Source organism: Nocardioides xinjiangensis (assembly GCF_017916385.1).
In the GTDB taxonomy this organism is placed as follows: Bacteria; Actinomycetota; Actinomycetes; order Propionibacteriales; family Nocardioidaceae; genus Nocardioides; species Nocardioides xinjiangensis.
The window spans coordinates 2,456,053-2,479,905 of sequence record NZ_JAFMSW010000001.1 but is presented as its reverse complement, the minus strand read 5'-3'; the positions used below and the strand labels follow the sequence as shown (position 1 = coordinate 2,479,905).

The 23,853-nt window shown below is 71.0% G+C and carries 22 protein-coding genes; 12 read left to right on the top strand and 10 right to left on the bottom strand.

Features of this window, described 5'->3' with window-relative positions:
• Positions 1–167: 167 nt before the first annotated feature.
• Genes J3P32_RS11690 through J3P32_RS11650 form a run of 9 tightly spaced genes read left to right on the top strand, consistent with a single transcriptional unit; the run spans position 168 to position 11,300 of the window.
• Positions 168–1,613, top strand: a complete 1,446-nt coding sequence (locus J3P32_RS11690) for a gamma-aminobutyraldehyde dehydrogenase (protein ID WP_307861673.1) — start codon at positions 168–170, stop codon at positions 1,611–1,613.
• A 25-nt stretch (positions 1,614–1,638) separates the two neighbouring features.
• Entirely contained in the window at positions 1,639–2,889 is a 1,251-nt protein-coding gene (locus tag J3P32_RS11685) for an ABC transporter substrate-binding protein (protein WP_210439915.1), read from the top strand.
• 1 nt (position 2,890) lies between these two features.
• The gene (locus tag J3P32_RS11680) at positions 2,891–3,991 is read left to right on the top strand and encodes an ABC transporter ATP-binding protein (protein WP_210439914.1); all 1,101 of its coding nucleotides are present in this window, start codon (positions 2,891–2,893) and stop codon (positions 3,989–3,991) included.
• A complete protein-coding gene (locus J3P32_RS11675; RefSeq protein ID WP_307861672.1) occupies positions 3,988–4,899 on the top strand; it encodes an ABC transporter permease in 912 nt (303 codons plus the stop codon). The genes J3P32_RS11680 and J3P32_RS11675 overlap by 4 nt, the downstream gene beginning before the upstream one ends.
• A 1-nt stretch (position 4,900) precedes the next feature.
• Positions 4,901–5,803 carry an ABC transporter permease gene (locus tag J3P32_RS11670; RefSeq protein ID WP_210439913.1) on the top strand — a complete coding sequence of 301 codons (903 nt, stop codon included), beginning with the start codon at positions 4,901–4,903 and terminating at the stop codon, positions 5,801–5,803.
• On the top strand, positions 5,796–7,118 hold the full coding sequence (locus J3P32_RS11665; protein ID WP_307861671.1) for a saccharopine dehydrogenase family protein: 1,323 nt from the start codon (positions 5,796–5,798) through the stop codon (positions 7,116–7,118). Before J3P32_RS11670 ends, J3P32_RS11665 begins: the two co-directional genes overlap by 8 nt.
• Complete coding sequence (gene gabT, locus J3P32_RS11660) at positions 7,115–8,455, top strand: 4-aminobutyrate--2-oxoglutarate transaminase (RefSeq protein ID WP_210439912.1); 1,341 nt, start codon at positions 7,115–7,117, stop codon at positions 8,453–8,455. Before J3P32_RS11665 ends, gabT begins: the two co-directional genes overlap by 4 nt.
• 26 nt (positions 8,456–8,481) lie before the next feature.
• Positions 8,482–9,942: an NAD-dependent succinate-semialdehyde dehydrogenase gene (locus tag J3P32_RS11655; protein WP_210439911.1), complete on the top strand. Its 1,461-nt coding sequence runs from the start codon at positions 8,482–8,484 to the stop codon at positions 9,940–9,942.
• Complete coding sequence (locus J3P32_RS11650) at positions 9,939–11,300, top strand: transaminase (RefSeq protein ID WP_210439910.1); 1,362 nt, start codon at positions 9,939–9,941, stop codon at positions 11,298–11,300. The genes J3P32_RS11655 and J3P32_RS11650 overlap by 4 nt, the downstream gene beginning before the upstream one ends.
• A gap of 61 nt (positions 11,301–11,361) precedes the next feature.
• Here J3P32_RS11650 and J3P32_RS11645 read toward each other — a convergent pair whose 3' ends face one another.
• From J3P32_RS11645 to J3P32_RS11610, 8 genes are all read right to left on the bottom strand, one after another.
• Entirely contained in the window at positions 11,362–11,949 is a 588-nt protein-coding gene (locus J3P32_RS11645) for a mismatch-specific DNA-glycosylase (RefSeq protein WP_210439909.1), read from the bottom strand.
• Between the two features lie 142 nt (positions 11,950–12,091).
• Positions 12,092–13,285: an elongation factor Tu gene (tuf, locus tag J3P32_RS11640; protein WP_210439908.1), complete on the bottom strand. Its 1,194-nt coding sequence runs from the start codon at positions 13,283–13,285 to the stop codon at positions 12,092–12,094.
• A 72-nt stretch (positions 13,286–13,357) separates the two neighbouring features.
• Positions 13,358–15,472, bottom strand: a complete 2,115-nt coding sequence (gene fusA / locus J3P32_RS11635) for an elongation factor G (RefSeq protein ID WP_210439907.1) — start codon at positions 15,470–15,472, stop codon at positions 13,358–13,360.
• An 86-nt stretch (positions 15,473–15,558) separates the two neighbouring features.
• Entirely contained in the window at positions 15,559–16,029 is a 471-nt protein-coding gene (rpsG, locus tag J3P32_RS11630; protein WP_129453354.1) for a 30S ribosomal protein S7, read from the bottom strand.
• The gene (rpsL, locus tag J3P32_RS11625) at positions 16,029–16,400 is read right to left on the bottom strand and encodes a 30S ribosomal protein S12 (RefSeq protein WP_056906817.1); all 372 of its coding nucleotides are present in this window, start codon (positions 16,398–16,400) and stop codon (positions 16,029–16,031) included. The genes rpsG and rpsL overlap by 1 nt, the downstream gene beginning before the upstream one ends.
• Positions 16,401–16,633: 233 nt before the next feature.
• Positions 16,634–17,851, bottom strand: a complete 1,218-nt coding sequence (locus J3P32_RS11620) for an MFS transporter (RefSeq protein WP_307807955.1) — start codon at positions 17,849–17,851, stop codon at positions 16,634–16,636.
• An 89-nt stretch (positions 17,852–17,940) separates the two neighbouring features.
• On the bottom strand, positions 17,941–18,384 hold the full coding sequence (locus tag J3P32_RS11615; RefSeq protein WP_246850088.1) for a MarR family winged helix-turn-helix transcriptional regulator: 444 nt from the start codon (positions 18,382–18,384) through the stop codon (positions 17,941–17,943).
• A 74-nt stretch (positions 18,385–18,458) separates the two neighbouring features.
• Complete coding sequence (locus J3P32_RS11610; RefSeq protein WP_210439905.1) at positions 18,459–19,985, bottom strand: NCS2 family permease; 1,527 nt, start codon at positions 19,983–19,985, stop codon at positions 18,459–18,461.
• A gap of 21 nt (positions 19,986–20,006) precedes the next feature.
• Between J3P32_RS11610 and J3P32_RS11605 the strand changes: the two genes are divergently transcribed.
• Positions 20,007–20,294, top strand: a complete 288-nt coding sequence (locus J3P32_RS11605) for a DUF2530 domain-containing protein (RefSeq protein WP_307807954.1) — start codon at positions 20,007–20,009, stop codon at positions 20,292–20,294.
• Complete coding sequence (locus J3P32_RS11600; protein ID WP_210439904.1) at positions 20,291–20,899, top strand: class I SAM-dependent methyltransferase; 609 nt, start codon at positions 20,291–20,293, stop codon at positions 20,897–20,899. The genes J3P32_RS11605 and J3P32_RS11600 overlap by 4 nt, the downstream gene beginning before the upstream one ends.
• On the opposite strand, the gene J3P32_RS11595 is transcribed toward J3P32_RS11600, so the two are convergent.
• Entirely contained in the window at positions 20,900–21,694 is a 795-nt protein-coding gene (locus J3P32_RS11595; protein WP_210439903.1) for a DUF3027 domain-containing protein, read from the bottom strand.
• Positions 21,695–21,791: 97 nt separating this feature from the next.
• Here J3P32_RS11595 and J3P32_RS11590 point away from each other — a divergent pair, with 97 nt between their 5' ends.
• Positions 21,792–23,234 carry an MFS transporter gene (locus J3P32_RS11590; RefSeq protein ID WP_307861670.1) on the top strand — a complete coding sequence of 481 codons (1,443 nt, stop codon included), beginning with the start codon at positions 21,792–21,794 and terminating at the stop codon, positions 23,232–23,234.
• A gap of 19 nt (positions 23,235–23,253) precedes the next feature.
• Here J3P32_RS11590 and J3P32_RS11585 read toward each other — a convergent pair whose 3' ends face one another.
• Positions 23,254–23,649, bottom strand: coding sequence for a cold-shock protein (locus J3P32_RS11585; RefSeq protein WP_210439901.1), 396 nt, complete (start codon positions 23,647–23,649; stop codon positions 23,254–23,256).
• Positions 23,650–23,853 lie beyond the last annotated feature (204 nt).

Below are 23,853 nucleotides of genomic sequence, written 5' to 3'. Positions count from 1 at the left end.
GCCCATCGTGGACGGGAGACTGCGGCTTCGCAAGTCGTCAGACGTGGAATCCGCATTTCGTACTCGTTAATTCTGCGATTACCGCAGAATCTTTGCCCGTGGGTATGGAGATTGACCGGTCCGCCGTCCTAGTCTCCCTTCGACCGCACCCGACCGGGAGGACACACGTGACCAGCCCCCGCACTCTTCGCAACTTCATCGGTGGCCGCTTCGTCGACGGCAGCCCCGGAGCGATGAGCGACGTCGTCAACCCCGCCACGGGCGAGGTGGTCGCCCGTGCGCCGGTGAGCGGCACCGAGGAGGTCGACGCGGCGTACGACGCCGCCGGCCGGGCCTTCGGGGAGTGGGGCCGCACGACGCCGAGCGAGCGCCAGCAGGCGCTGCTCAAGCTGGCCGACGCCGTGGAGTCCCACGCCGACGAGCTGATCGCACTGGAGTCGGAGAACACCGGCAAGATCAAGGCGCTGACCGCGAGCGAGGAGATCCCGCCCATGGTCGACCAGCTCCGGTTCTTCGCCGGTGCGGCCCGGGTCCTCGAGGGCAAGGCCGCCGGCGAGTACATGCAGGGGCACACGTCGTGGATCCGGCGGGAGCCGATCGGCGTCGTCGGCCAGGTGACGCCGTGGAACTACCCGTTGCTCATGGCGGTGTGGAAGATCGGCCCCGCCCTCGCCGCTGGCAACACCGTCGTCCTCAAGCCCAGCGACACCACGCCGGAGAGCACCCTGCGGCTGGCCGAGCTCGCCTCGGAGCACCTGCCAGCGGGCACGCTGAACGTCGTGACCGGCGACCGCGAGACCGGCCGCCTGCTCGTGGAACACCCGACGCCCGCCATGGTGGCGATCACCGGCTCGGTGCGCGCCGGCGCGGAGGTGGCGGCGAGCGCCGCGCCGCAGGTCAAGCGGGTCCACCTCGAGCTGGGCGGCAAGGCGCCGGTGGTGGTCTTCGACGACGCCGACCTCGAGGCCGCCGTGGAGGGCATCGCCGTCGCGGGCTACTTCAACGCCGGCCAGGACTGCACCGCCGCGACACGGGTCCTCGTCGCGCCGGGGATCCACGACGACTTCGTGGCCGCGCTCGCGGAGTACGCGCGCAGCTCCGCGCCGGTGGGGCTGCCCGACGACGAGGACGCGCTGCTCGGCCCGGTCAACAACACCAACCAGCTGGCGCGGGTCACGGGCTTCATCGAGAACCTCCCGGCCCACGCGACCGTGTCGGCGGGCGGCAACCGGCGCACGGACCTCGGCGGGGGCTACTTCCTCGAGCCGACCGTGCTCTCCGGCCTGCGCCAGGACGACGAGGCCGTCCAGAACGAGATCTTCGGCCCCGTCATCACGGTCCAGCGCTTCACCGACGAGGACGAGGCGGTCCGCTGGGCCAACGGCGTCGACTACGGCCTGGCCTCCTCGGTGTGGACCAGGGACTTCGGCCGCGCGATGCGGATGTCGCGGGCGCTCGACTTCGGCTGCGTGTGGATCAACACGCACATCCCGCTCGTCGCCGAGATGCCGCACGGCGGCTACAAGAAGTCCGGCTACGGCAAGGACCTCTCGATGTACGGCTTCGAGGACTACACCCGCATCAAGCACGTCATGGCCAACATCAGCAGCTGACACGCACCCACGAGAGGCACTACTGATGACATCGTTCCCGGGTCGCGCACCCCGACCCCTGTCCCCCGGTGCTGCCGCCGTGCTCGCCGGGATGGGACCGCGGCTCAGCCGCCGAGCCCTGCTCGGCGCGGGCGCCGCGGCCACGTCCGCCCTCGCCTTCGCGGGCTGCGCTCCCCCCGAGCCGCCCAGCGGCGGGGCTCCCGAGCTGAAGCTGCCCGAGGACGTCTCCGACAGCGAGAAGATCGTCAAGTGGGCGAACTGGACGGCGTACCTCGACGTCAACGAGAAGACGAAGAAGTACCCGACGCTCGAGCGGTTCATGAAGCAGACCGGGATCGAGGTCAGCTACAGCGAGGACATCGAGGACAACGACTCCTACTTCGCCAAGGTCGCCCCCCAGCTCCGCGCCGGGCAGAGCATCGACCGCGACCTGTTCACCCTCACCGACTGGATGACCGCCCGGATCATCCGCGAGCAGCTGTGCCAGCCGCTGGAGCTGGCCCAGATGCCCAACGTCGTCTCCAACCTCCTGCAGCCCCTCAAGGACGTCCCCTTCGACCCGGGCCGCAACTACTCCGTCACGTGGCAGAGCGGCTTCGCCGGGATCGGCTACAACAAGGACAAGGTCGGCCGGGAGCTGAAGTCGCTCGACGACCTGTGGACCGACGACCTCAAGGGCCGGGTCGTCGTGCTCTCCGAGTATCGCGACACCGCCGCCCTGGTGATGCAGCAGCAGGGGGTCGACATCTCCAGCGACTGGGGCAGGGCGGAGTTCGAGAAGGCGATCGAGTTCATCGAGCAGAAGATCGAGGACGGCTACATCCGCAAGGTGAAGGGCAACTCCTACCTGGAGGACCTCACGAGCGGCAACGCGCTGGCCGGGATCACCTGGAGCGGCGACATCTTCATCCTCGCCTACGACACCGGCGACCCCGCCTGGACCTTCGCCATCCCCGAGTCGGGCGGCACCCTCTGGTCGGACAACCTCATGGTCCCGATCACCTCCACCCACCGGCGCAACGCCCAGACGCTCATCGACTACTACTACGACCCTGCGGTCGCGGCCGAGGTCGCGGCCTACGTCAACTACGTGTGCCCGGTGCAGGGCGCGCAGGCCGAGATGGAGAAGATCGATCCCGAGCTCGCCCAGAGCCCCTGGATCTTCCCGACGGCGGAGTTCATCGCCGACAACAACATCCAGACCTTCCGGGCGCTGGAGGCCGAGGAGGACATCGAGTACGCCGACCTGTGGTCGAGCCGCGTGATGGGGAACTGACGTGGCAGGTGTCCGCCAGGCCCGTGGGGACCTGCGTCTCGAGGACGTGACGAAGACCTTCGGTGACTTCGTCGCCGTCGACGACCTCACCCTCGACGTGCCCAGGGGCTCGTTCTTCGCCCTGCTCGGGCCCTCCGGCTGTGGCAAGACCACCACCCTGCGGATGGTGGCCGGGCTCGAGCAGCCCACCGCAGGACGGGTCCTCATCGGCGACACCGAGCTCACCGGGTCGCGACCCTACGAGCGACCGGTGAACACGGTGTTCCAGTCCTATGCCCTCTTCCCGCACCTGACGATCCACGACAACGTGGCCTTCGGCCCCAGGCGTCGCAAGCAGAAGGACGCCGCCGCGCGTGCCGACGACGCGCTCGAGCTGGTGCAGATGGCGCAGTTCGCGCGTCGCAAGCCGAGCCAGCTCTCGGGCGGCCAGCAGCAGCGCGTCGCCCTGGCGCGGGCTCTGGTCAACCAGCCGGAGGTCCTGCTGCTCGACGAGCCGCTCGGCGCCCTCGACCTCAAGCTGCGGCGCGAGATGCAGGTCGAGCTCAAGCGGATCCAGACCGAGGTCGGGCTCACCTTCATCCACGTCACCCACGACCAGGAGGAGGCCATGACCATGGCCGACACCGTGGCGGTGATGAACCGCGGGCGGATCGAGCAGCTGGGCCGTCCCGAGGAGCTCTACGACCTGCCGCGCACGCAGTTCGTCGCCACCTTCCTGGGCCAGGCCAACACCGGTCCCGGCACGGTGGAGGACTCCGACGGCGAGCACCTCGTCGCCGACGTGCTGGGCACCAAGGTCAGGATCCGCCGGGACCGCTCTGCCGTCCAGCAGGGCGACCTGCTCTTCGGGGTCCGCCCCGAGAAGGTGCGGGTGTCCCGCACCCGGCCGGAGGGCGCGGGCAACGACGTGCGGGGGACCGTCCGGGACGTGTCGTTCCTCGGGGTGGCCACGAGCTACCTGGTCGAGATGCCCAGCGGCACCACGTGGAGCTGCTACGAGCAGAACCTCGACGTCGACCCCATCGACCTGCGTCCGGGCGACGAGGTGTGGCTCACGTGGAACCCCGGCCACGCGTTCGCAGTCCCCGCGGGGTCGGCGTGAGCGGGCTGGCCCAGGCCGCTGTGGGTCCCGCGGCTGCCGAGGCCACCGGCCACGCCCAGCCCGCACGGCGGAGTCGGACGGCCTACCTGCTGCTCCTGCCCGGCGTGCTGTGGCTCGGGGTGTTCTTCCTCCTGCCGCTGGTCCAGCTCGCCGCCGTCAGCCTGCAGAGCCGCTACCCCGGCTTCCCGGGCTACTACTACCGCGACGTCAACGTCGACTCCTACGTCACGGCGCTGACCGACTACGCCCCCCACTTCGGGCGGTCCTTCCTCTACGCCGGCCTCGCGACGTTGCTCGCGTTCCTGATCTCCTACCCGCTGGCCTACGCGATGGCCTTCAAGGCCGGACGCTGGCGCAACCTCATGCTGATCTGCGTGATCGCGCCGTTCTTCACCTCGTTCATCCTGCGCACCTTCGCGTGGTCGCAGATCCTGGCCGACGAGGGCTGGGTGGTGCGCACCCTCGACGCCATGCACCTCGTGCCGGGCGGACAGCTCATCAACACGCCGGTCGCCGTCGTCGCGGGGCTCACCTACAACTTCCTCCCGTTCATGGTCCTGCCGATCTACGCCTCGCTGGAGCGGGCCGATCCGCGCGTCATCGAGGCCGGCGGCGACCTCTACGGCAACGGCTTCACCACCTTCCGCACGGTCACGCTCCCCATGTCGATGCCGGGCGTGCTCGCCGGGACCCTGCTGACCTTCATCCCGGCGGCCGGTGACTTCGTCAACATGGAGCTCCTCGGTCCCCAGCGCGGGAAGATGGTCGGCAACGTCATCAACGACCAGTTCCTCGCCGTCCCTGGGGGCTACCCCGTGGCCGCCGCGCTGTCCTTCACGCTGATGGCCGCCATCTTGGTCATGGTGTTCCTCTACGTGCGGCGCTTCGGCACCGAGGAGCTCGTGTGACATGACGACCACGACGCGCACCGCGACCGCCCCAGCCCCCTCCGCCCCGCCCCGTCCCCACCGGCCGTCGGCCGCCCGGCGGGCGCGGCGCTGGATCTCCGAGCACTCGGTCATGCTGGCGGCGATCGCCGCCCTCCTCTACCTGTTCCTGCCGGTCGCCTACACCCTCGCCTTCTCCTTCAACGACCACGGCCGCAGCAACATCGTGTGGCAGGGCTTCACCTGGGAGCACTGGCAGGACCCGTGCGGCGTGGCGGGAGCCTGCGAGTCGCTGGTGACGTCGCTCCAGGTCGCCACGATCTCGACGCTGGTGGCGACCGTGCTCGGGACGCTGATGGCCCTCGCCATGGTGCGATACCGCTACCGCGGCAAGGCGGCCAGCAACGTGCTGATCTTCGTGCCGATGGCGACCCCCGAGATCGTGATGGGTGCCGCCCTGCTCACGATCTTCGTGCAGGGCTTCTCCGACATCGGCATCGACCTCGGCTTCGGCACGATCGTCTTCTCCCACATCATGTTCTGCCTGAGCTTCGTGGTGGTGACGGTGAAGGCGCGCATCCAGTCGCTCGACCCCCGGATCGAGGAGGCCGCCCAGGACCTCTACGCGAGCCCGGTGCAGACCTTCTGGAAGGTCACCTTCCCGCTGATCCTCCCCGGCATCGCGGGTGCCGCGATGCTCGCCTTCTCGCTGTCCTTCGACGACTTCATCATCACCAACTTCGTCTCCGGCAACGAGAACACGTTCCCCAAGTTCGTCTACGTCGCCTCGCGCCGCGGCATCCCCGCGGAGGCCAACGTCATCGGCTTCTCGATGTTCGTGCTGGCGGTCCTGCTCGTCATCGGAGCGCAGGTCGTGGGATCGGCGCGGTCGTCGCGTTCCCGAGGTCGGTCGAGGAGTGAGTGAGCGCGTGGTGCAGCCCGTGCGCGTGCTGATGGTAGGGGCGGGTGGCGTCGGTGACGCCGCCGCCCGCATCGCGGTGGAGCGCGACTTCTTCGAGGCCTGGGTGGTGGCCGACTACGACCTCCAGCGCGCCGAGCGCACCGTCACCGCCGCACGCGAGCGGCGAGCGGGCGAGGAGCGCTTCACCGCCGCGCAGGTCGACGCCTCCGACGCGGCCGCCGTGACCGCGCTCGCTCGGCAGGTGCGGGCCACCCACGTGCTGAACGCTGTCGACCCGCGGTTCGTCATGCCCGTCTTCAGTGGTGCACTGGACGCCGGCGCCGACTACCTCGACATGGCGATGAGCCTGTCGGAGCGGCACTCCGAGGCGCCCTACGAGAAGGTGGGCGTGAAGCTCGGCGACCTGCAGTTCGCCCTCGCCGGCGAGTGGGAGGCTGCCGGCCGGCTCGCCCTGCTCGGCATCGGGGTCGAGCCCGGGCTCTCCGACGTGTTCGCCCGCTACGCCGCCGACGAGCTGTTCGACCACATCGACGAGCTCGGCACCCGTGACGGCGCCAACCTCGTGATCCGCGACGACGACGGCAACGAGGTCTTTGCGCCCGGCTTCTCGATGTGGACGATCATCGAGGAGTGCCTCAACCCGCCGGTGGTGTGGGAGCGACAGCGCGGCGACGGCGACCTCGAGGCGGGCTTCTTCACGCTGCCCCCCTTCTCCGAGCCGGAGGTGTTCGACTTCCCGGAGGGGATCGGCCCCGTCGAGTGCGTGCACGTCGAGCACGAGGAGGTGCTGCTCATGCCACGGTGGATCGAGGCGGACCGGGTCACGTTCAAGTACGGCCTCGGCGAGGAGATGATCGCCATCCTGCGCACCTTGCACACCCTCGGCCTGGACTCCACCGAGCCCGTCTCCGTGAAGGGGGTGGAGGTGTCCCCCCGCGACGTCGTCGCCGCCTGCCTGCCGGACCCGGCGACGATCGGGCCGCGGATGGAGGGCAAGACCTGCGCCGGGCTCTGGGTCACCGGCACCGGCAAGGACGGCCGGCCCCGGTCGACCTACCTCTACCACGTGGTCGACAACGCCGACTCGATGCGCGACTACGGCACCCAGTGCGTGGTCTGGCAGACCGCCCTCAACCCGGTCGTCGCGCTCGAGCTGCTCGCACGCGGCACGTGGTCGGGCACCGGCGTGCTGGGGCCCGAGGCGCTGCCGCCGAAGCCCTTCCTCGACCTGCTCGCCGCACCCAGGCCGGAGGGCTACGGCTCCCCGTGGGGGATCGAGGACAGACCACCCCACGACCCGGGAAAGGACCGCGCATGACGCTCAGCCAGGAACGCATCCTCGCCACCGACATCCCGGGCCCGCGCTCGCTCGACCTGCAGGCCCGCAAGCTCGGGAGCGTGTCGGCGGGTGTCGGCACGACGCTGCCGGTCTACGTCGAGCAGGCCGGCGGCGGCATCCTCCGCGACGTCGACGGCAACCAGCTGATCGACTTCGGGTCCGGCATCGCGGTCACGACGGTCGGCAACGCCCACCCGCGTGTGGTCGAGGCGGTGCGGCGGCAGGTCGCCGACTTCACCCACACCTGCTTCATGGTCACGCCCTACGAGGAGTACGTCGCGGTGTGCGAGAAGCTCGCCGACGTCACCCCGGGCGAGCACGAGAAGCGCTCCGCCCTGTTCAACTCCGGCGCCGAGGCCGTGGAGAACGCGGTCAAGGTGGCCCGGCACCACACCGGCCGCGACGCGATCGTCGTGTTCGACCACGCGTACCACGGACGCACGAACCTCACGATGGCGCTGACCGCGAAGAACATGCCCTACAAGCACCGCTTCGGGCCCTTCGCCGGCGAGATCTACCGGGCTCCGATGGCGTACCCGTACCGCTGGCCCGGCGGTCGCGAGGCGTGCGCCGAGGAGGCGTTCGACGCCTTCGTCGCGACCGTGCACGCACAGGTGGGCGAGGACAGCTGCGCGGCCGTGCTGGTCGAGCCGATCCAGGGCGAGGGCGGCTTCATCGTCCCGCCGCCGGGGTGGCTGGCCCGGGTGGCCGAGTGGTGCCGTGAGCACGGCATCCTGCTCATCGCCGACGAGATCCAGACGGGATTCGCCCGCACCGGCGACTGGTTCGCCTGCGACCACGAGGGGGTCGTGCCCGACCTGCTGACGACCGCCAAGGGCATGGCCGGCGGCCTCCCGCTCGCCGCCGTGACCGGTCGCGCCGACGTCATGGACTCCGTCCACGTCGGTGGGCTGGGCGGCACGTACGGCGGGAACCCGGTCGCCTGCGCCGGCGCCCTGGCGGCGATCGAGACGATGGAGGCCGAGGACCTGCCTGCTCGGGCACGCGAGATCGAGGCGATCTTCCTGCCGCGGCTGCACGCGCTCGCGAAGCGGCACCCCGACCGCGTCGGCGACGTCCGCGGACGCGGCGCGATGCTGGCGGTCGAGCTGGTCGCCGACGGCCCCGGACGTACGCCGGACGCGGCGCTCGCCGCCGCGGTGCACCGTGCCTGCTCCTCGCAGGGGCTGGTGACGCTGACCTGCGGCACGTTCGGCAACGTCTTCCGGTTCCTGCCGCCGCTCGCGATCAGCGACGACCTGCTCGTCGAGGGCCTCGACGTCTTCGAGGCGGCGTTCGAGGGGGTCGTCGGGTGACGGGCCGGCGGTGGCAAGGTGGAGGCATGGCTGACGTGGACAACAGCGTGATCGAGACGGTGCCGACGCGGCTGCTCATCGGCGGCGAGTGGGTCGAGGCCACCGGTGGCGGCAAATTCGAGGTGCACAACCCCGCCGACGGCGGCGTGCTGACCAGCGTCGCCGACGCGACACCCGAGGACGGGGAGCGGGCGCTCGCGGCGGCCTCCGCCGCCCAGCGCGAGTGGCGCGCGACCGAGCCGCGGACGCGCGGGGAGATCCTGCGCAGCGCGTTCGAGCTGCTCACCGAGCGGGCCGACGAGTTCGCCCGTCTGATGACCCTCGAGATGGGCAAGACGCTGGCCGAGGCGAAGGGCGAGGTGACCTACGGGTCGGAGTTCTTCCGCTGGTTCTCCGAGGAGGCGGTGCGCATCCACGGGCGCTACTCCCCCGCGCCGTCCGGCAACAGCCGGCTGATCACCATGAAGGCCCCGGTGGGCCCCACGTTGATGATCACCCCCTGGAACTTCCCGCTGGCGATGGGCACCCGCAAGATCGGTCCGGCCATCGCCGCCGGCTGCACGATGGTCGTCAAGCCCGCGTCGGAGACCCCGCTGACGATGCTCGCCCTCGCGAAGCTGCTCGAGGAGGTCGGGCTGCCTCCCGGCGTGCTCAACGTCGTCACCACCACCGACTCCGGCGGCGTCTGCGAGCCGATCATCAAGGACCCGCGGCTGCGCAAGCTCACCTTCACCGGCTCGACGGGCGTCGGCAAGGTCCTCGTGGGGCAGGCATCGGACCAGCTGCTGCGCGTCTCCATGGAGCTCGGCGGCAACGCCCCCTTCCTCGTCTTCGAGGACGCCGACCTCGACGCCGCGGTCGACGGCGCGATGCTCGCCAAGATGCGCAACATCGGCGAGGCCTGCACGTCGGCCAACCGCTTCCTGGTCCACCAGTCGGTCGCGCAGGAGTTCTCGACCAGGCTGGCCGAGCGGATGGGCGGCCTCACCGTGGGCGACGGCACCGAGGAGGGCGTCGACGTGGGCCCGCTCATCACCGACAAGGCGCGCCGCGGGGTGCACGAGCTGGTCGAGGAGGCGGTGTCGAGCGGCGCCCGCGCGCTCGTCGGCGGCGCGGTCCCCGACGGCCCGGGCCACTTCTACCCGCCGACCGTGCTGGTCGACGTACCCGCCTCCGCCCGCGTGTTCCGCGAGGAGATCTTCGGCCCCGTCGCCCCCGTCACGACGTTCGGCACCGAGGAGGAGGCCCTCGAGCGGGCCAACGACACCGAGTACGGCCTCGTCGCCTACGTCTTCACCCGCGACCATGCCCGCGTCCTGCGGGTCAGCGAGGCGCTGGAGTTCGGCATGGTCGGCGTCAACACCGGCATCGTGTCGAACCCGGCGGCTCCCTTCGGCGGGGTCAAGCACTCGGGCTTCGGGCGCGAGGGCGGGTTCGAGGGCATCGAGGAGTACCTCGAGACCAAGTACGTCGGCAGCGCGCTGTGACGACCGTCGACCGCCGGCGCCTGGCGGCCCTCCACGCCGAGGAGGAGCAGCGCTTCGTCGACCTGCACCCGACCTCCGCCCGCCTCGCGAAGGAGGCGGGCGAGCACCTGCTGGCCGGCGTGCCGATGCCGTGGATGACGCGCTGGCCGGGCTCGTTCCCGCTCTTCGTCGAGTCTGCGGACGGTGGCCGGTTCACCGACGCCGACGGCCTCGACTACGTCGACCTGTGCCTGGGCGACACGGGGTCGATGACCGGGCACTGCCTCCCCGCGGTGGCCGACGCCGTCCGGGAGCGCGCCGAGCGCGGCATCACCACGATGCTGCCCTCCACCGACGCCACGTGGGTCGCCGCGGAGCTGAGCCGGCGCTTCGGGCTGCCGCGCTGGCAGATGGCGATGACGGCCACCGACGCCAACCGGTTCGTGCTGCGCTTCGCGCGCCACCTCACCGGACGGCAGCGCATCGCGGTCATGGACTGGTGCTACCACGGCACCGTCGACGAGACGCTGGCGGTGCTCGAGCACGGGCGGGCCGGTGACCGCGTGGTGGCCCGACCGGGTGCGCTCGGCCCTCAGGTCGACGTCGCCCGGACGACCGCGGTCGTCCCGTTCAACGACCTCGACGCCCTCGACAGGCGGCTGGCGGATGGCGACGTCGCCTGCCTGCTGATGGAGCCGGCGCTGACCAACATCGGCATCGTGCTGCCCGACGAGGGCTACCTCGCCGGCGTCCGCGAGGTCACCCGCCGCCACGGCGTGCTGCTCGTCAACGACGAGACCCACACCATCTGCGCCGGTCCCGGCGGCGCCACGGCCGCATGGGGGCTCGAGCCGGACTTCGTCGTCATCGGCAAGCCGATCGGCGGCGGCATCCCGGTCGCGGCGTACGGCATGGCCGAGGAGGTCGCCGCACGCCTCGAGGGCCCGATGCTGGGCCACGAGATCGACGTCGCCGGCGTGGGCGGGACCCTGTCGGGCTCGGCCCTGGCGATGGCCGCGGTCCGGGCGACGCTGTCGACGGCGCTGCGGCAGGAGGACTTCGACGTCTCGATCCCGCTGGCGACGAGCTTCACCGACGGCATCCAGGGGGTCATCGACGACCACGACCTGCCGTGGCACGTGCAGCGCCTCGGCTGCCGCGCGGAGTACTGGTTCTGCCCGCCCCCGCGCACCGGGGCGGAGGCGGCGGCCGCCGTCGACGAGGAGCTCGACGCGTTCTTCCACCTCTGGACGGTGAACCGCGGCGTCCTGCTCGCGCCGTTCCACAACATGTCGCTCTTCTCGCCGTACCACTCCCGGTCCGACGTCGACGCGCACACCAGCGCGTTCCGCGGCGCGGTGGAGGCGCTGCTGGGATGAGCGGCCCGCGACGGATGCCCGGCGACGTCCTGGTGCACCTGCGGGGGCGCGACCACCCCGGTCAGCCCGGCGGCGGGCCGTCGACGACCCCGGCGGCCCGAGCCGCCTCGCCGTACGCCGTGGCGAGCGTGTCGACGGTCTCGTGCGCGTTGAGACCCGACGGGTTCGGCACCACGAACACCCGCGACGCTCCCCACCGGGCGGGCTGCTCGCCGGCCGCGGCGCGGCGGTCGAACGCCGTGCGGTAGGCGGTGACGCCGGCGACCGCGACGACGCGGGGCCGTCGTTCGGCCACGAGTGCGCGCAGCCGCTCGCCGCCTCGCCGCAGCTCCTCGGGCGTGAGCTCGTCGGCCCGGGCGGTGGCACGCGCAGCGAGGTTCGTGATGCCGATGCCGCGTCGCCGCAGCGCGTCGCGGTCGTCCTCGGTCATGCCCGCCGCCTGGTCGACCGGGTGCGTCACGACCCCGGCCCGCAGCAGCGCGGGCCAGAACCGGTTGCCCGGGTGGGCGAAGTGCGTCTGGGTCGCGGCGGTCCACAGCCCCGGGTTGATGCCGACGAACAGCAGGAGCAGCGGCTGGTCGCCGGTCGGGAGCAGGTCGGGCACCTCGACGTCACGGAACGACTCGAGCTGGTCCCTGGTGAACCCCATGGGCACCATCGTGCCCCGCGCCGGCGCGATCGCGGTCACCGCCCCCGGGCCGTCCGTGCGACTGGCGCGCACGACGAAGGCCCCGGACCAGGGGTCCGGGGCCTTCGTGGTGCTGCTGGTGCCGGTCAGCGACCGGCGGGGATCACTTGGTGATCTTGGTGACGCGACCGGCGCCGACGGTGCGGCCGCCCTCGCGGATGGCGAAGCGCAGGCCCTCGTCCATCGCGATGGGCTGGATGAGCTCGACCGACATCTCGGTGTTGTCACCCGGCATGACCATCTCGGTGCCCTCGGGCAGGGTCACGACGCCCGTCACGTCCGTGGTGCGGAAGTAGAACTGCGGACGGTAGTTGTTGAAGAACGGCGTGTGACGGCCGCCCTCGTCCTTCGACAGGATGTAGACCGAGGCGTCGAAGTTGGTGTGCGGGGTGGTCGTGCCCGGCTTGATCACGACCATGCCGCGCTCGACGTCCTCGCGCTTGGTGCCGCGGAGCAGCAGACCGACGTTCTCACCGGCCTGGCCCTCGTCGAGGAGCTTGCGGAACATCTCGACACCGGTGACGGTGGACTTCTGCGAGCCCTCGCGGATGCCGATGATCTCGACCTCCTCGTTGACCTTGACGATGCCGCGCTCGATGCGACCGGTGATGACGGTGCCACGACCGGTGATCGTGAAGACGTCCTCGACGGGCATGAGGAACGGCTTGTCGGTGTCACGCTCGGGGGTCGGGATGTAGTCGTCGACGGCCTGCATGAGCTCGGCCACCGACTCGCCCCACTTGGCGTCGCCGTTGAGGGCCGGGAAGGCCGCCACGCGCACGACGGGGATGTCGTCGCCCGGGAACTCGTACTCGGAGAGGAGCTCGCGCACCTCCATCTCGACGAGCTCGATGAGCTCCTCGTCGTCGACCATGTCGCACTTGTTGAGCGCGACGACCAGGGCCGGCACGCCGACCTGGCGGGCGAGCAGCACGTGCTCACGGGTCTGCGGCATCGGACCGTCGGTGGCCGCGACCACCAGGATCGCGCCGTCCATCTGCGCCGCGCCGGTGATCATGTTCTTGATGTAGTCGGCGTGACCGGGGCAGTCGACGTGCGCGTAGTGGCGCGACTCGGTCTGGTACTCGACGTGCGCGATCGAGATCGTGATGCCGCGCTGGCGCTCCTCGGGAGCCTTGTCGATCTGGTCGAACGCCGAAGCCTCGTTGAGGTCCGGGTGCTTGTCGTGCAGCACCTTGGTGATCGCCGCGGTCAGCGTCGTCTTGCCGTGGTCGATGTGACCGATGGTGCCGATGTTGACGTGCGGCTTGGTCCGCTCGAACTTCGCCTTAGCCACTGGGGCTCCTCCTGATTGTTGTTACTTGACTCGTGGGTGGGTCTTGCTGGGGTGCCGAGGATCCGGCAGCGATCACTCGCCGCGGACCTTCTTCACGATCTCGTCGGCGATGTTCGTGGGAACCTCGGCGTACGAGTCGAACTCCATCGAGTACGACGCCTGACCGGAGGTCTTGGACCTCAGGTCGCCAACGTACCCGAACATCTCGGACAGCGGCACGAGGGCGCTGACGACCATGTCGCCGTGACGCTCCTCCTGCGCCTGGATCTGGCCGCGGCGCGAGTTGATGTCACCGATGACCGTGCCGAGGAAGCCCTCGGGGGTCGTGACCTCCACCGCGAACATCGGCTCGAGCAGGACCGGTCGGGCCTTGCGGGCGGCCTCCTTGAAGGCCTGGTTGCCGGCGATCTTGAACGCGAGCTCGGACGAGTCGACGTCGTGGTAGGCACCGTCCTCGAGGGAGAACTTCACGTCGACCATCGGGTATCCGGCGAGCACGCCGAACTCCATGGCCTCCTGGCCGCCCTGGTCGACCGAGGGGATGTACTCCTTCGGGACGCGACCACCGCTGACGTTGTTGACGAACTCGTAGCCCGCGCCGGTGCCGGTCTCGGGGTCGATGTTCGGCTCGAGCGAGATGACGACCTTCGCGAACTGGCCGGAGCCACCCGTCTGCTTCTTGTGGGTGTAGCTGTGGTTCTCGACCTTGTTGCGGATGGTCTCGCGGTAGGCCACCTGCGGCTTGCCGACGGTCGCCTCGACGCGGAACTCGCGCTTCATGCGGTCCACCAGGATCTCGAGGTGGAGCTCGCCCATGCCGGCGATGATCGTCTGGCCGGTCTCCTCGTCGGTCTTGACCGTGAAGGTCGGGTCCTCGTCGGAGAGCCGCTGGATGGCGGTGCCGAGCTTCTCCTGGTCGCCCTTGGTCTTGGGCTCGATCGCGACCTCGATCACCGGGGCCGGGAACGTCATCGACTCGAGCACGACCTGGTTGTTGGGGTCGCAGAGGGTGTGACCGGTCTTGGTGTCCTTCAGGCCCATCACGGCCACGATCTGGCCGGCGCCGACGGACGCGATCTCCTCACGCTTGTTCGCGTGCATCTGGTAGACCTTGCCGATCCGCTCCTTCTTGCCGTTCACCGAGTTGACGACGGTGGAGCCGGCCTCGAGCTTGCCCGAGTAGACGCGGACGTAGATCAGCTTGCCGAGGTGCGGGTCGCTGGCGATCTTGTAGGCGAGGCCGGAGAACGGCTCGTCGTCGGAGGGCTTGCGAGAGATCGCCTGCTCCTCGTCGCGCGGCGAGTGGCCGATGATCGCGTCGATGTCGAGCGGCGAGGGCAGGTACTTCACGACCGCGTCGAGCAGGGGCTGGACGCCCTTGTTCTTGAACGCGGTGCCGCACAGGACCGGGTTGAGCTTGTCGGCCAGGGTGGCGCGGCGGATGGCGGCCTCGAGGGTCTCGACGTCGAAGACGTCGCCGTCCTCGAGGTAGACCTCCATGATGTCGTCGTCGGCCTCGGCGAGGGTCTCGACGAGGCGCTCGCGGTACTCCGCGGCCTTGTCGGCGAGCTCGGCCGGGATCTCCTCGACGTCGTAGTCCTCACCCATCTTGGTCTCGCCGCGCCAGGTGAGGGCACGCATGCCGACCAGGTCGACGACACCGAGGAAGTCGGACTCCGCGCCGATGGGCAGCTGGAGCACGAGCGGGGTGGAGTTGAGGCGCTCGACCATCATGTCGACGCAGCGGAAGAAGTCGGCTCCGGTGCGGTCGAGCTTGTTGACGAAGCACATGCGGGGGACGGAGTACTTGTTGGCCTGGCGCCACACCGTCATGGTCTGCGGCTCGACACCGGCGACGCCGTCGAACACCGCCACGGCGCCGTCGAGGACGCGCAGCGAGCGCTCGACCTCGGCGGTGAAGTCCACGTGGCCGGGCGTGTCGATGATGTTGATCTGGTGGTCCTTCCACCAGCAGGTCGTCGCGGCGGACGTGATGGTGATGCCGCGCTCCTGCTCCTGCTCCATCCAGTCCATCGTGGCGCCACCCTCGTGGACCTCACCGATCTTGTAGGTGATGCCGGTGTAGAACAGGATGCGCTCGGTGGTGGTGGTCTTGCCGGCGTCGATGTGCGCCATGATGCCGATGTTGCGGACCTTGTTGAGGTCGGTGGTGATGTCGACAGCCACTGTTGTGTCTCAGTCCCTCGGAAGTTGATGGGGTTGTGGGGTGAGGGGCCGCACGCCGCGCGCTGCGCTCGTGCGGCCCCTCGCCGTCACCAGCGGTAGTGGGCGAAGGCCTTGTTGGACTCGGCCATCTTGTGCGTGTCCTCGCGCTTCTTCACCGCGGCGCCGAGGCCGTTGCTCGCGTCGAGGATCTCGTTCATGAGGCGCTCGGCCATGGTCTTCTCGCGGCGGTCCTGGGCGTAGCCCACGAGCCAGCGCAGGGCCAGCGTGGTGGAGCGGTTGGCCTTGACCTCGACCGGGACCTGGTAGGTCGCGCCGCCGACGCGGCGGGACTTGACCTCGATGGCCGGCTTGACGTTGTCCATCGCGCGCTTGAGCGTGACGACCGGGTCGGTGCCGGTCTTCTCGCGGCAGCCCTCGAGGGCGGTGTAGACGATGCGCTGCGCCACGGCCTTCTTGCCGTCCTGGAGGACCTTGCTGACGAGCTGGGTGACCAGCTGCGAGCCGTAGACCGGGTCGACGACCAGGGGGCGCTTGGGAGCGGGACCCTTGCGAGGCATTACTTCTCCTTCTTCGCGCCGTAGCGGCTGCGGGCCTGCTTGCGGTTCTTGACACCCTGGGTGTCGAGCGAGCCGCGGATGATCTTGTAGCGGACGCCGGGAAGGTCCTTCACACGGCCGCCGCGCACGAGCACGATGGAGTGCTCCTGGAGGTTGTGACCGACACCCGGGATGTAGGCGGTGACCTCGACGCCGCTGCTCAGGCGCACGCGGGCGACCTTGCGGAGGGCGGAGTTCGGCTTCTTCGGGGTGGTCGTGTAGACGCGGGTGCAGACGCCACGGCGCTGCGGGGATCCCTTCAGGGCAGGCGTCTTGTTCTTCGACACCTTGTCCTGGCGGCCCTTGCGGACCAGCTGGTTGATGGTGGGCACCGGGTGGTTCCCTCTCTCTGTTCTCTCGTCACGGCTCGGCGCGTTGCCGGGCTCGGGGTCGTGCGTTCCTGCGTGTGCCTGCTTGTACCTGCTCGTGCTCGGTGCGACTGCGGTGGGACCTCGCGGACGCGCCCCTCGGGCGGGCGCCCCTGCAACGGGCGCCGTGCGAGCATGCGCAAGGGTCTGGACGTGCCAGACACAAGGAAAGAGGCTACTCGGGCCCTACATCAGGGTCAAAACGCCGCAGGTGCTGCCTCGGCGCGTGACGACTCCATGCTAGCGACCCGGTCCTGACGGGTCCGTTCGAGGCGCAGGTAGGCCACCGCGGACAGCGCCACGCCGGCGATCGTGATGAGCCCGCCGCCCAGCAGCGTCCACCGCGCTCCGTACTCCTGGCCGATCCACCCGATGATCGGGGCGCCCAGCGGCGTGCCGCCCATGAAGATCATCAGGTAGAGCGCCATCACCCGGCCGCGGACACCGGCGTCGGTGTGCAGCTGCATGTAGGTGTTGGCCGCGGTGATGAACGTCAGCGCGGTCAGGCCGGTGACCGGGGCGAGCAGGGCGAACGCGAGGTAGGTCGGCATGAGCCCGGCCAGCACGACGGTGGCGCCGAAGGCCAGCGCCGACCCGACGACCAGCCGGTGCCTGACGTGGCCGCGGCGCGCGGCCAGCAGCGAGCCGGTGAGCGAGCCGATGGCCAGCACGGTGCCGAGCAGGCCGAACTCCTCGGGGCCCTTGCCGAAGACCTCGGTGGCCATCAGCGCGGACGTGATCTGGAAGTTGAGGCCGAAGGTGCCCGCGAAGAACACCATGCTCAGCACGAGCAGGAGGTCCGGACGGGCGCGGACGTAGGCGACACCCTCGCGGATGGCGCCCGGACCGCGGTCCGCCGGCGCGGCGGCGTCGATGCGGCTGAGGTCGAGGTGGCGCAGCGACCAGATCGGGGCGGCGTACGACACCGCGTTGAGCAGGATGACCCAGCCGGTCGCGACCGCTCCCCCGCCGAACGCGGCGATGAGCACGCCGGCCAGGCCGGGGCCGACGAGGCGCGCGGCGTTGAAGCTGGCGGAGTTGAGCCCGACGGCGTTGGTCAGGTCGTTCGGGTCGACGAGCTCGGAGACGAAGGACTGCCGCGCCGGGGCGTCGAACGCGGAGGCGGCGCCGAGCAGGAAGGCCAGGACGTAGACGTGCCACACCTCGGCGACGCCGGTGACGGCGAGCACGCCGAGGACGGCAGCGGGCACGGCCATGCCGACGTTGGTGAGCTGGAGCAGTCGCTGCTTGGGCATGCGGTCGGCCACGAGGCCGGCGATCGGGGTCAGCAGCAGGAACGGCAGGAACTGGAGGCCGGTCGTGATGCCGAGCGCGGTGGCGCCGGAGCCGGCGGCGAGCTCCAGGACCAGCCAGTCCTGGGCGACGCGCTGCATCCAGGTGCCGGTGTTCGACACGACACCGCCGGCGGCGTACCGGCGGTAGTTGGGGTTCGCGAGGGAGCGGAAGGTGGGACTCGTGGGAACTCCTCGGTCGGGGAGGCGGATCAGTCGGTCGAGGCGAGGCGGGCCAATATGGGCGCCGCCTCGCGGAGGGTGGCGCGCTCGGCGGGGGTGAGCCCGCCCAGCTGCCGGGCGAGCCAGGCGTCGCGGCGCTGGCGGTCGGCGAGGACCGCGGCGCGGCCGGCGTCGGTGAGCGTGACGACGACCTGGCGTCCGTCTGTCTCGTGGGCCCGGCGCTCGACGTAGCCGTCGGACTCGAGACAGTTCACGGTGCGGGTCATCGACGGCGGCTGCACCCGCTCCGCGCGGGCGAGCTCGCCGACGGTCTGGTCGCCGAACCGGACCAGCAGCCCGAGGACGACCATCTGGCTGATGCTCAGGTCGTTGTCGGGGTGGCGCTCGGAGATCAGGCGACGGCGCAGGCGCATCACCCCGGCCCGGAGCTCGGAGGCCAGGCCTGTGTCGGAGCGGAGGTCGGCGGTCGGCATGTCGTTAGCATAACTCATTACCTGTGCTAACTATTCCCGGCGGCGGACGACCGCCGCCCCCGGGGCCGCCCTCGTCAGGTGAGCCAGGAGGTGAGCGGGTCGATCGCGAAGTAGACGACGAACAGCGCGGCGACGATCCACATCAGCGGGTGCACGGCGCGGGCCTTGCCGAGCACCACCTTGATCAGCACGTAGGCGAGGAAGCCCGCGCCGATGCCGACGCTGATGGAGTAGGTGAACGGCATGAGGACGATGGTGAGGAAGGCCGGAATGGCGATCTCGAGGTCGTCCCAGTCGATGCCTCGCACCTGCTGCATCATCAGGAAGCCGACCAGGACGAGGGCGGGGACCGCGGCCTCGGACGGGATGGCCTGCACGATCGGGGCGAAGAACGTGCTCAGCAGGAACAGCAGTCCCGTCACGACCGACGCCAGGCCGGTCCGGGCGCCCTCGCCCACCCCCGACGCCGACTCGATGTAGGAGGTGTTGGAGGAGACGCCGGCGGCGCCGCCGGCGAGGGCGGCGACCGAGTCCACCACCAGGATGCGCTGCGAGTTCGGCGGAACGCCCTCGTCGTCGTTGAGGCCGGCCTCCGCGCCGATCGCGGTCATCGTGCCCATGGTGTCGAAGAAGTCGGCCAGCAGCAGCGTGAAGGCGAGCAGCAGCGCGGCGAGCAGGCCGACGGACGAGAAGGCGCCGAAGAGCGAGAACTCACCGAGGGTGCCGAAGTCGGGCACGTCGACGACGCCGTTGAGCTCCGGCACGTTCAACGACCAGTTGCCCGGTCCCTCCTCGGCGACGGAGCCGAGGTCGAGGGCCGCCTGCAGGACGAACGCCAGCACGGCGGTGGCGACGATCGAGATCAGGATCGCCCCCCGCACGCGGCGTACCCACAGCGCGACGACGAGCACCACGCCGATCGCGAAGACCAGCACGGGCCACCCGGTGAGCGTCCCGCCGCTGCCGAGCTGGACCGGGACCGTCGTGAGGGCGGCGTCGGGGATGCGGGTGACGAAGCCCGCGTCGACGAAGCCGATGAGGGCGATGAACAGGCCGATCCCCACCGAGATGGCGACCTTGAGCTGCTGCGGCACCGCGTGGAAGACGGCCCGGCGGAAGCCGGTGAGGACCAGCACCAGGATGATCAGGCCCTCGAGCACCACGAGGCCCATCGCGTCCTCCCACGTGGAGCGGGTCGCGACGGCGTTGGCGACGAACGCGTTGAGGCCGAGTCCGGTGGCGAGCGCCAGCGGGAAGTTGGCCACGGCCCCCATGAGGATCGTCAGCACTCCCGCCACCAGCGCGGTGCCGGCCGCGATGACCGGCAGGTTGGAGCCGTCGCCGGACCCACCGCCGAGGTAGGCGCCGGTCGAGTCGGGCACGAACCCCAGGATCAGCGGGTTGAGGACGACGATGTAGGCCATCGTCAGGAAGGTCACGACGCCGCCGCGGACCTCGCGGCCGACGCTCGAGCCTCGCTCGCTGATCCGGAAGAACCCGTCGAGGCCGGTGGCCTTGGGCGGCTGCGCTGCGGTCTGCGTCTGGTCGGTCACGGAACGGCAGTGTGGCAGAAGCGTGCTACGCGCGTGTTTCGTGCCCATGCCCGCGTGTAGCGTGACGGCGTGGACCTGGGTGACGAGCAGCCGACGCAGCACGAGATCGGCCGCCGCACCTACATCGTCGCGCCGGTCGCCCCGCTCGACGTCGACGGCGTGCGGACGGTCGAGGTCGGCACGGCGCTGTGGCTGCTGGGCTTCCTGGCACTGCTGCCCTTCTGGGGCGCGCTCGAGGAGAGCGGCCGCACGTGGTGGCTGTGGACCTGCCTGGCCGGCTTCGGGCTCGGGCTGTGCGGCCTGGAGTACTGCCGCAGGCGGCGCAAGGAGCGGGCCGCCCAGCAGGCGTCGCGGTGACCCTGCCGCCCACCCGCTGGGAGCTGGCCGGCGAGGACAACCGCGGCTATGGCCGGCACTTCGCCGACGTCGTGGCCCGCGGCGTCGACGTCGACGGCGAGGCCCGGCTCGCCGACGCGCTCGTCCCCCGCGGTGCCCGCGTCCTCGACGTCGGCTCGGGCATGGGGCGCGTCGCGGCGGCGCTGCAGGCCCGGGGGCACGACGTGGTCGCGACCGAGCCGGACGCCGCTCTCCGCGAGCAATCCCGGGCGACCTACCCCGACCTCGAGGTCCTCCCCCACGAGGCCCTCGCGCTCGACCCGCACGAGGTCGGCGCGTTCGACCTCGTGGTGCTGGTGGGCAACGTGATGATCTACCTCGGCGAGGGCACGGAGCGGCAGGTCCTCGGACGCGTGCGCGAGCTCCTCGCGCCGTCCGGCCGGGTGCTCGTCGGCTTCCACCTCACGGCCGTCATGTCCGGCAGCCGCACCTACCCCGCCGAGGAGTTCGTCCAGGACGCGACCTCGGCGGGTCTGCGGGTCGTGCACCGCTTCGGCAGCTACGAGCTGCACGAGCCCGACGAGGCGTACGCCGTCTGGGTGCTCGAGCGAGCACGGCGCGACTGATCAGAGCGGCTCGAGGTCGTCCTCGGTCATCGTGTCGTGGACGTGGTCGGGCAGCGGCACGGGCTGCTGCTTGCGGGCGAGCTTGACCTCGGAGTGCGCGCCGCAGCCGTGGTCGAAGGTGACGACCCGGCCGTCGTCGTTGGCGTTGCCGTTGGCGCACACGCCGAACCGGTCGGCCAGCGACCCGTTGAGCCGCACCAGGAACCCGCACGACCAGCAGCTCTCCGGGGCGCTCTTCGCCAGCGGCGCCTCCGGCCCGCCCGGGCCGTCGTGCCACCGCTCCGCCGCCATGTCGAGCCCCTCGCGGCTCAGCGTCCGCACCCGGCCGAGACCGAGGTCCTCGGCCACCCGGCGGACCTGCGCCCGGGCGTCACCGTCGAGCGGCGTGTCGAGCGGGTCGTCGCCGACGAGGTAGGTCGGCACCAGGCGGACGTCCTCGTCCTCCACGGGCAGCAGGTCGCCGGGCGAGAGGTCGCCCGGCTGGAGCCGCTCCTTGTAGGGCACCCAGGCGGGCGCCACGATCGCCTCGTCGCCGGGCAGCAGCACGACCTCGTTGACCGTGGCGTCCTTGGCACGCTTGGCCCGCGTGAGCGTGACCGACCAGTACCAGCCCGGGTAGCCCGCGGCGGTGCACGCGAAGTGGTGGGTGACGACGCGCTCCCCCTCGGCCCGCGCGCCGAGGTGGTCGCCCACCTCGGAGGGGTCGGCGACCTCGAGGACGACCTCGCGTGCCAGGTCCACGGCCTTGGCGAGGGCCGGGTCCGGCCTGCCGGCGCGGGTGGGGAGAGCGATCACCCGTGCATCATCGCAAACGCCTGGCGGTCCTGTCCCGTCGGGGACGCGTGAGCGGACCGCGACCTGCGCGTCGGCGGCGTGCGCCAAGATGGTGCCCGTGACCTCCGAGCGCACCGACCCGCCCCCGGGCCAGCAGTCGGAGCCGCCCCGGGAGCGCCGCGAGGAGCCCGCTGCCCCGCCGCGCCCGGGGGCCGTACGCCGGTCGCTGACCGGCGTCGCGCGCGGGGCCCGGGCCGCCGGCCGGGGGGCTCGCGTCGCGGGTCGCGGGGCCGGGACCGCCGGGCACTTCGCGGTCACGCAGGCGCGGCGGGCCGCCCGGGCCGAGGGCGCCGGCGACTCGGGGCTGTCGCGCCTGATCGAGCTCCACGCCTTCAACGCCGCCGGCGACGCCGCCGTGGCGATCTCGCTCGCCGGCACGCTGTTCTTCCAGGTGCCGACCGGGGAGGCGCGCGGGCAGGTCGCGCTGTTCCTCGGCCTGACGATGCTGCCGTTCGCGATCGTGGCGCCCTTGATCGGACCGTTCCTCGACCGCTTCAGCCACGGCCGCCGCTGGGCCGTCGGTGCCACCATGGCGATCCGGTGCTTCCTGTGCTGGGTGCTCGCGACCGCCGTCGTCACCGAGTCGGGGTGGCTGTTCCCGGCCGCGCTCGGCTGCCTGGTGGCGTCCAAGGCCTACGGGGTGACCCGCGCCGCCGCCGTGCCCCGGCTGCTGCCGCCCGACCTCACGCTGGTGAAGGCCAACGCCCGGGTCTCGCTCGCCGGCGTGGTGGGCGCCGGGGTCTCGGCGCCGCTGGCGGTGCTCGCCTCGACGTTCGGTCCGGAGTGGTCCCTGCGCTACGGGTTCCTCGTCTTCGTGCTCGCCACGATCTGGGCGATCCGGCTGCCCGACAAGGTCGACGCGAGCCAGGGCGAGGGCGAGATGGTGCTCACCGGTCCGCGCGACGAGGCCCGCACGAGCCGCCGCCCGAGGACGCGGATCCCCGGAGCGGTGGCGTTCGCGCTGCGGGCCAACTGCGGACCGCGGTGGCTGTCGGGCTTCCTCACCATGTTCATGGCGTTCCTCCTGCGCGAGAACCCGATCGGCGACTGGCGCCCCGAGGTCCTGCTCGGCCTCGTCATCGGTGCGGCGGGCCTCGGCAACACCCTGGGCATCACCATCGGGTCACTGCTGCGCAGGCTGAACCCCGCGGTCACCGTCGTGCTCGCGCTGCTGGCCGACGTGGCGGTCGCGACCGTGGCCGCGCTGTTCTACGGTCTCGTCCCCCTGATCCTGCTCGGCCTCACGGCCGGGCTCGCGCAGGCACTGGCCAAGCTGTCGCTCGACTCCACCATCCAGCGCGACATTCCCAGCCGCATCCAGGCCAGCGCCTTCGCCCGCTCCGACACCACGCTGCAGCTCGCGTGGGTCATCGGCGGATTCGTGGGCATCGCGATGCCGCTCATGCCGCAGCTCGGCATCGGCATCGCCGCCGGCGTGCTGGGCGCCTGGGCGACCTTCGTCCTGCTCAGCCGCCCACGCCGGGCCGTGCCGGCTGCCTGAGGCCCGCCTGACGCCTCGGTCAGGCGTCGAGCTCGTCGGCGAGGGCACGCAGCACCTTCGCCGTGCCCCGCGCGGCGGCGCGCTCGGGGTGCCGGCCGCGGCGGTAGGTCTCCTCCACGCCCTCGAGCATCTTGATGAGGTCCTCGACGATGGTCACCATTGCCTCGGGCTTCTTGCGCTGGGCGTTGCGCTGGTTGCGCGCGACCGAGGCGGGCGCGTCGAGGACGCGGACCTGGAGCGCCTGGTCGCCCCGGCGACCCTGGGCGATGCCGAACTCGACCTTGGTGCCGGCCTTCAGGGTGGCCGTCCCCTCGGGGAGCGCGTCGGAGTGGACGTAGACGTCGGGGCCACTGTCCTGCGACAGGAAGCCGAAGCCCTTCTCCGCGTCGAACCACTTCACCTTGCCAGTCGGCACGGTCCACCCCACTCAGCTCTGCACCCGACGCCGCGCGGACCCGCGCGGCTCGCACAGGATAGGCGGCCGTGCCGACGGCCCACCAACCAGATCTGTCCACCGGGTGACGAGGGCTTCTTTGATTTGCTGGCGTGGCTGCTGGGACGATGGGAGGCTCGGGGACCTCGCGGCACTGGGCCGGCGGGGATGGACGGACGAGCGGGA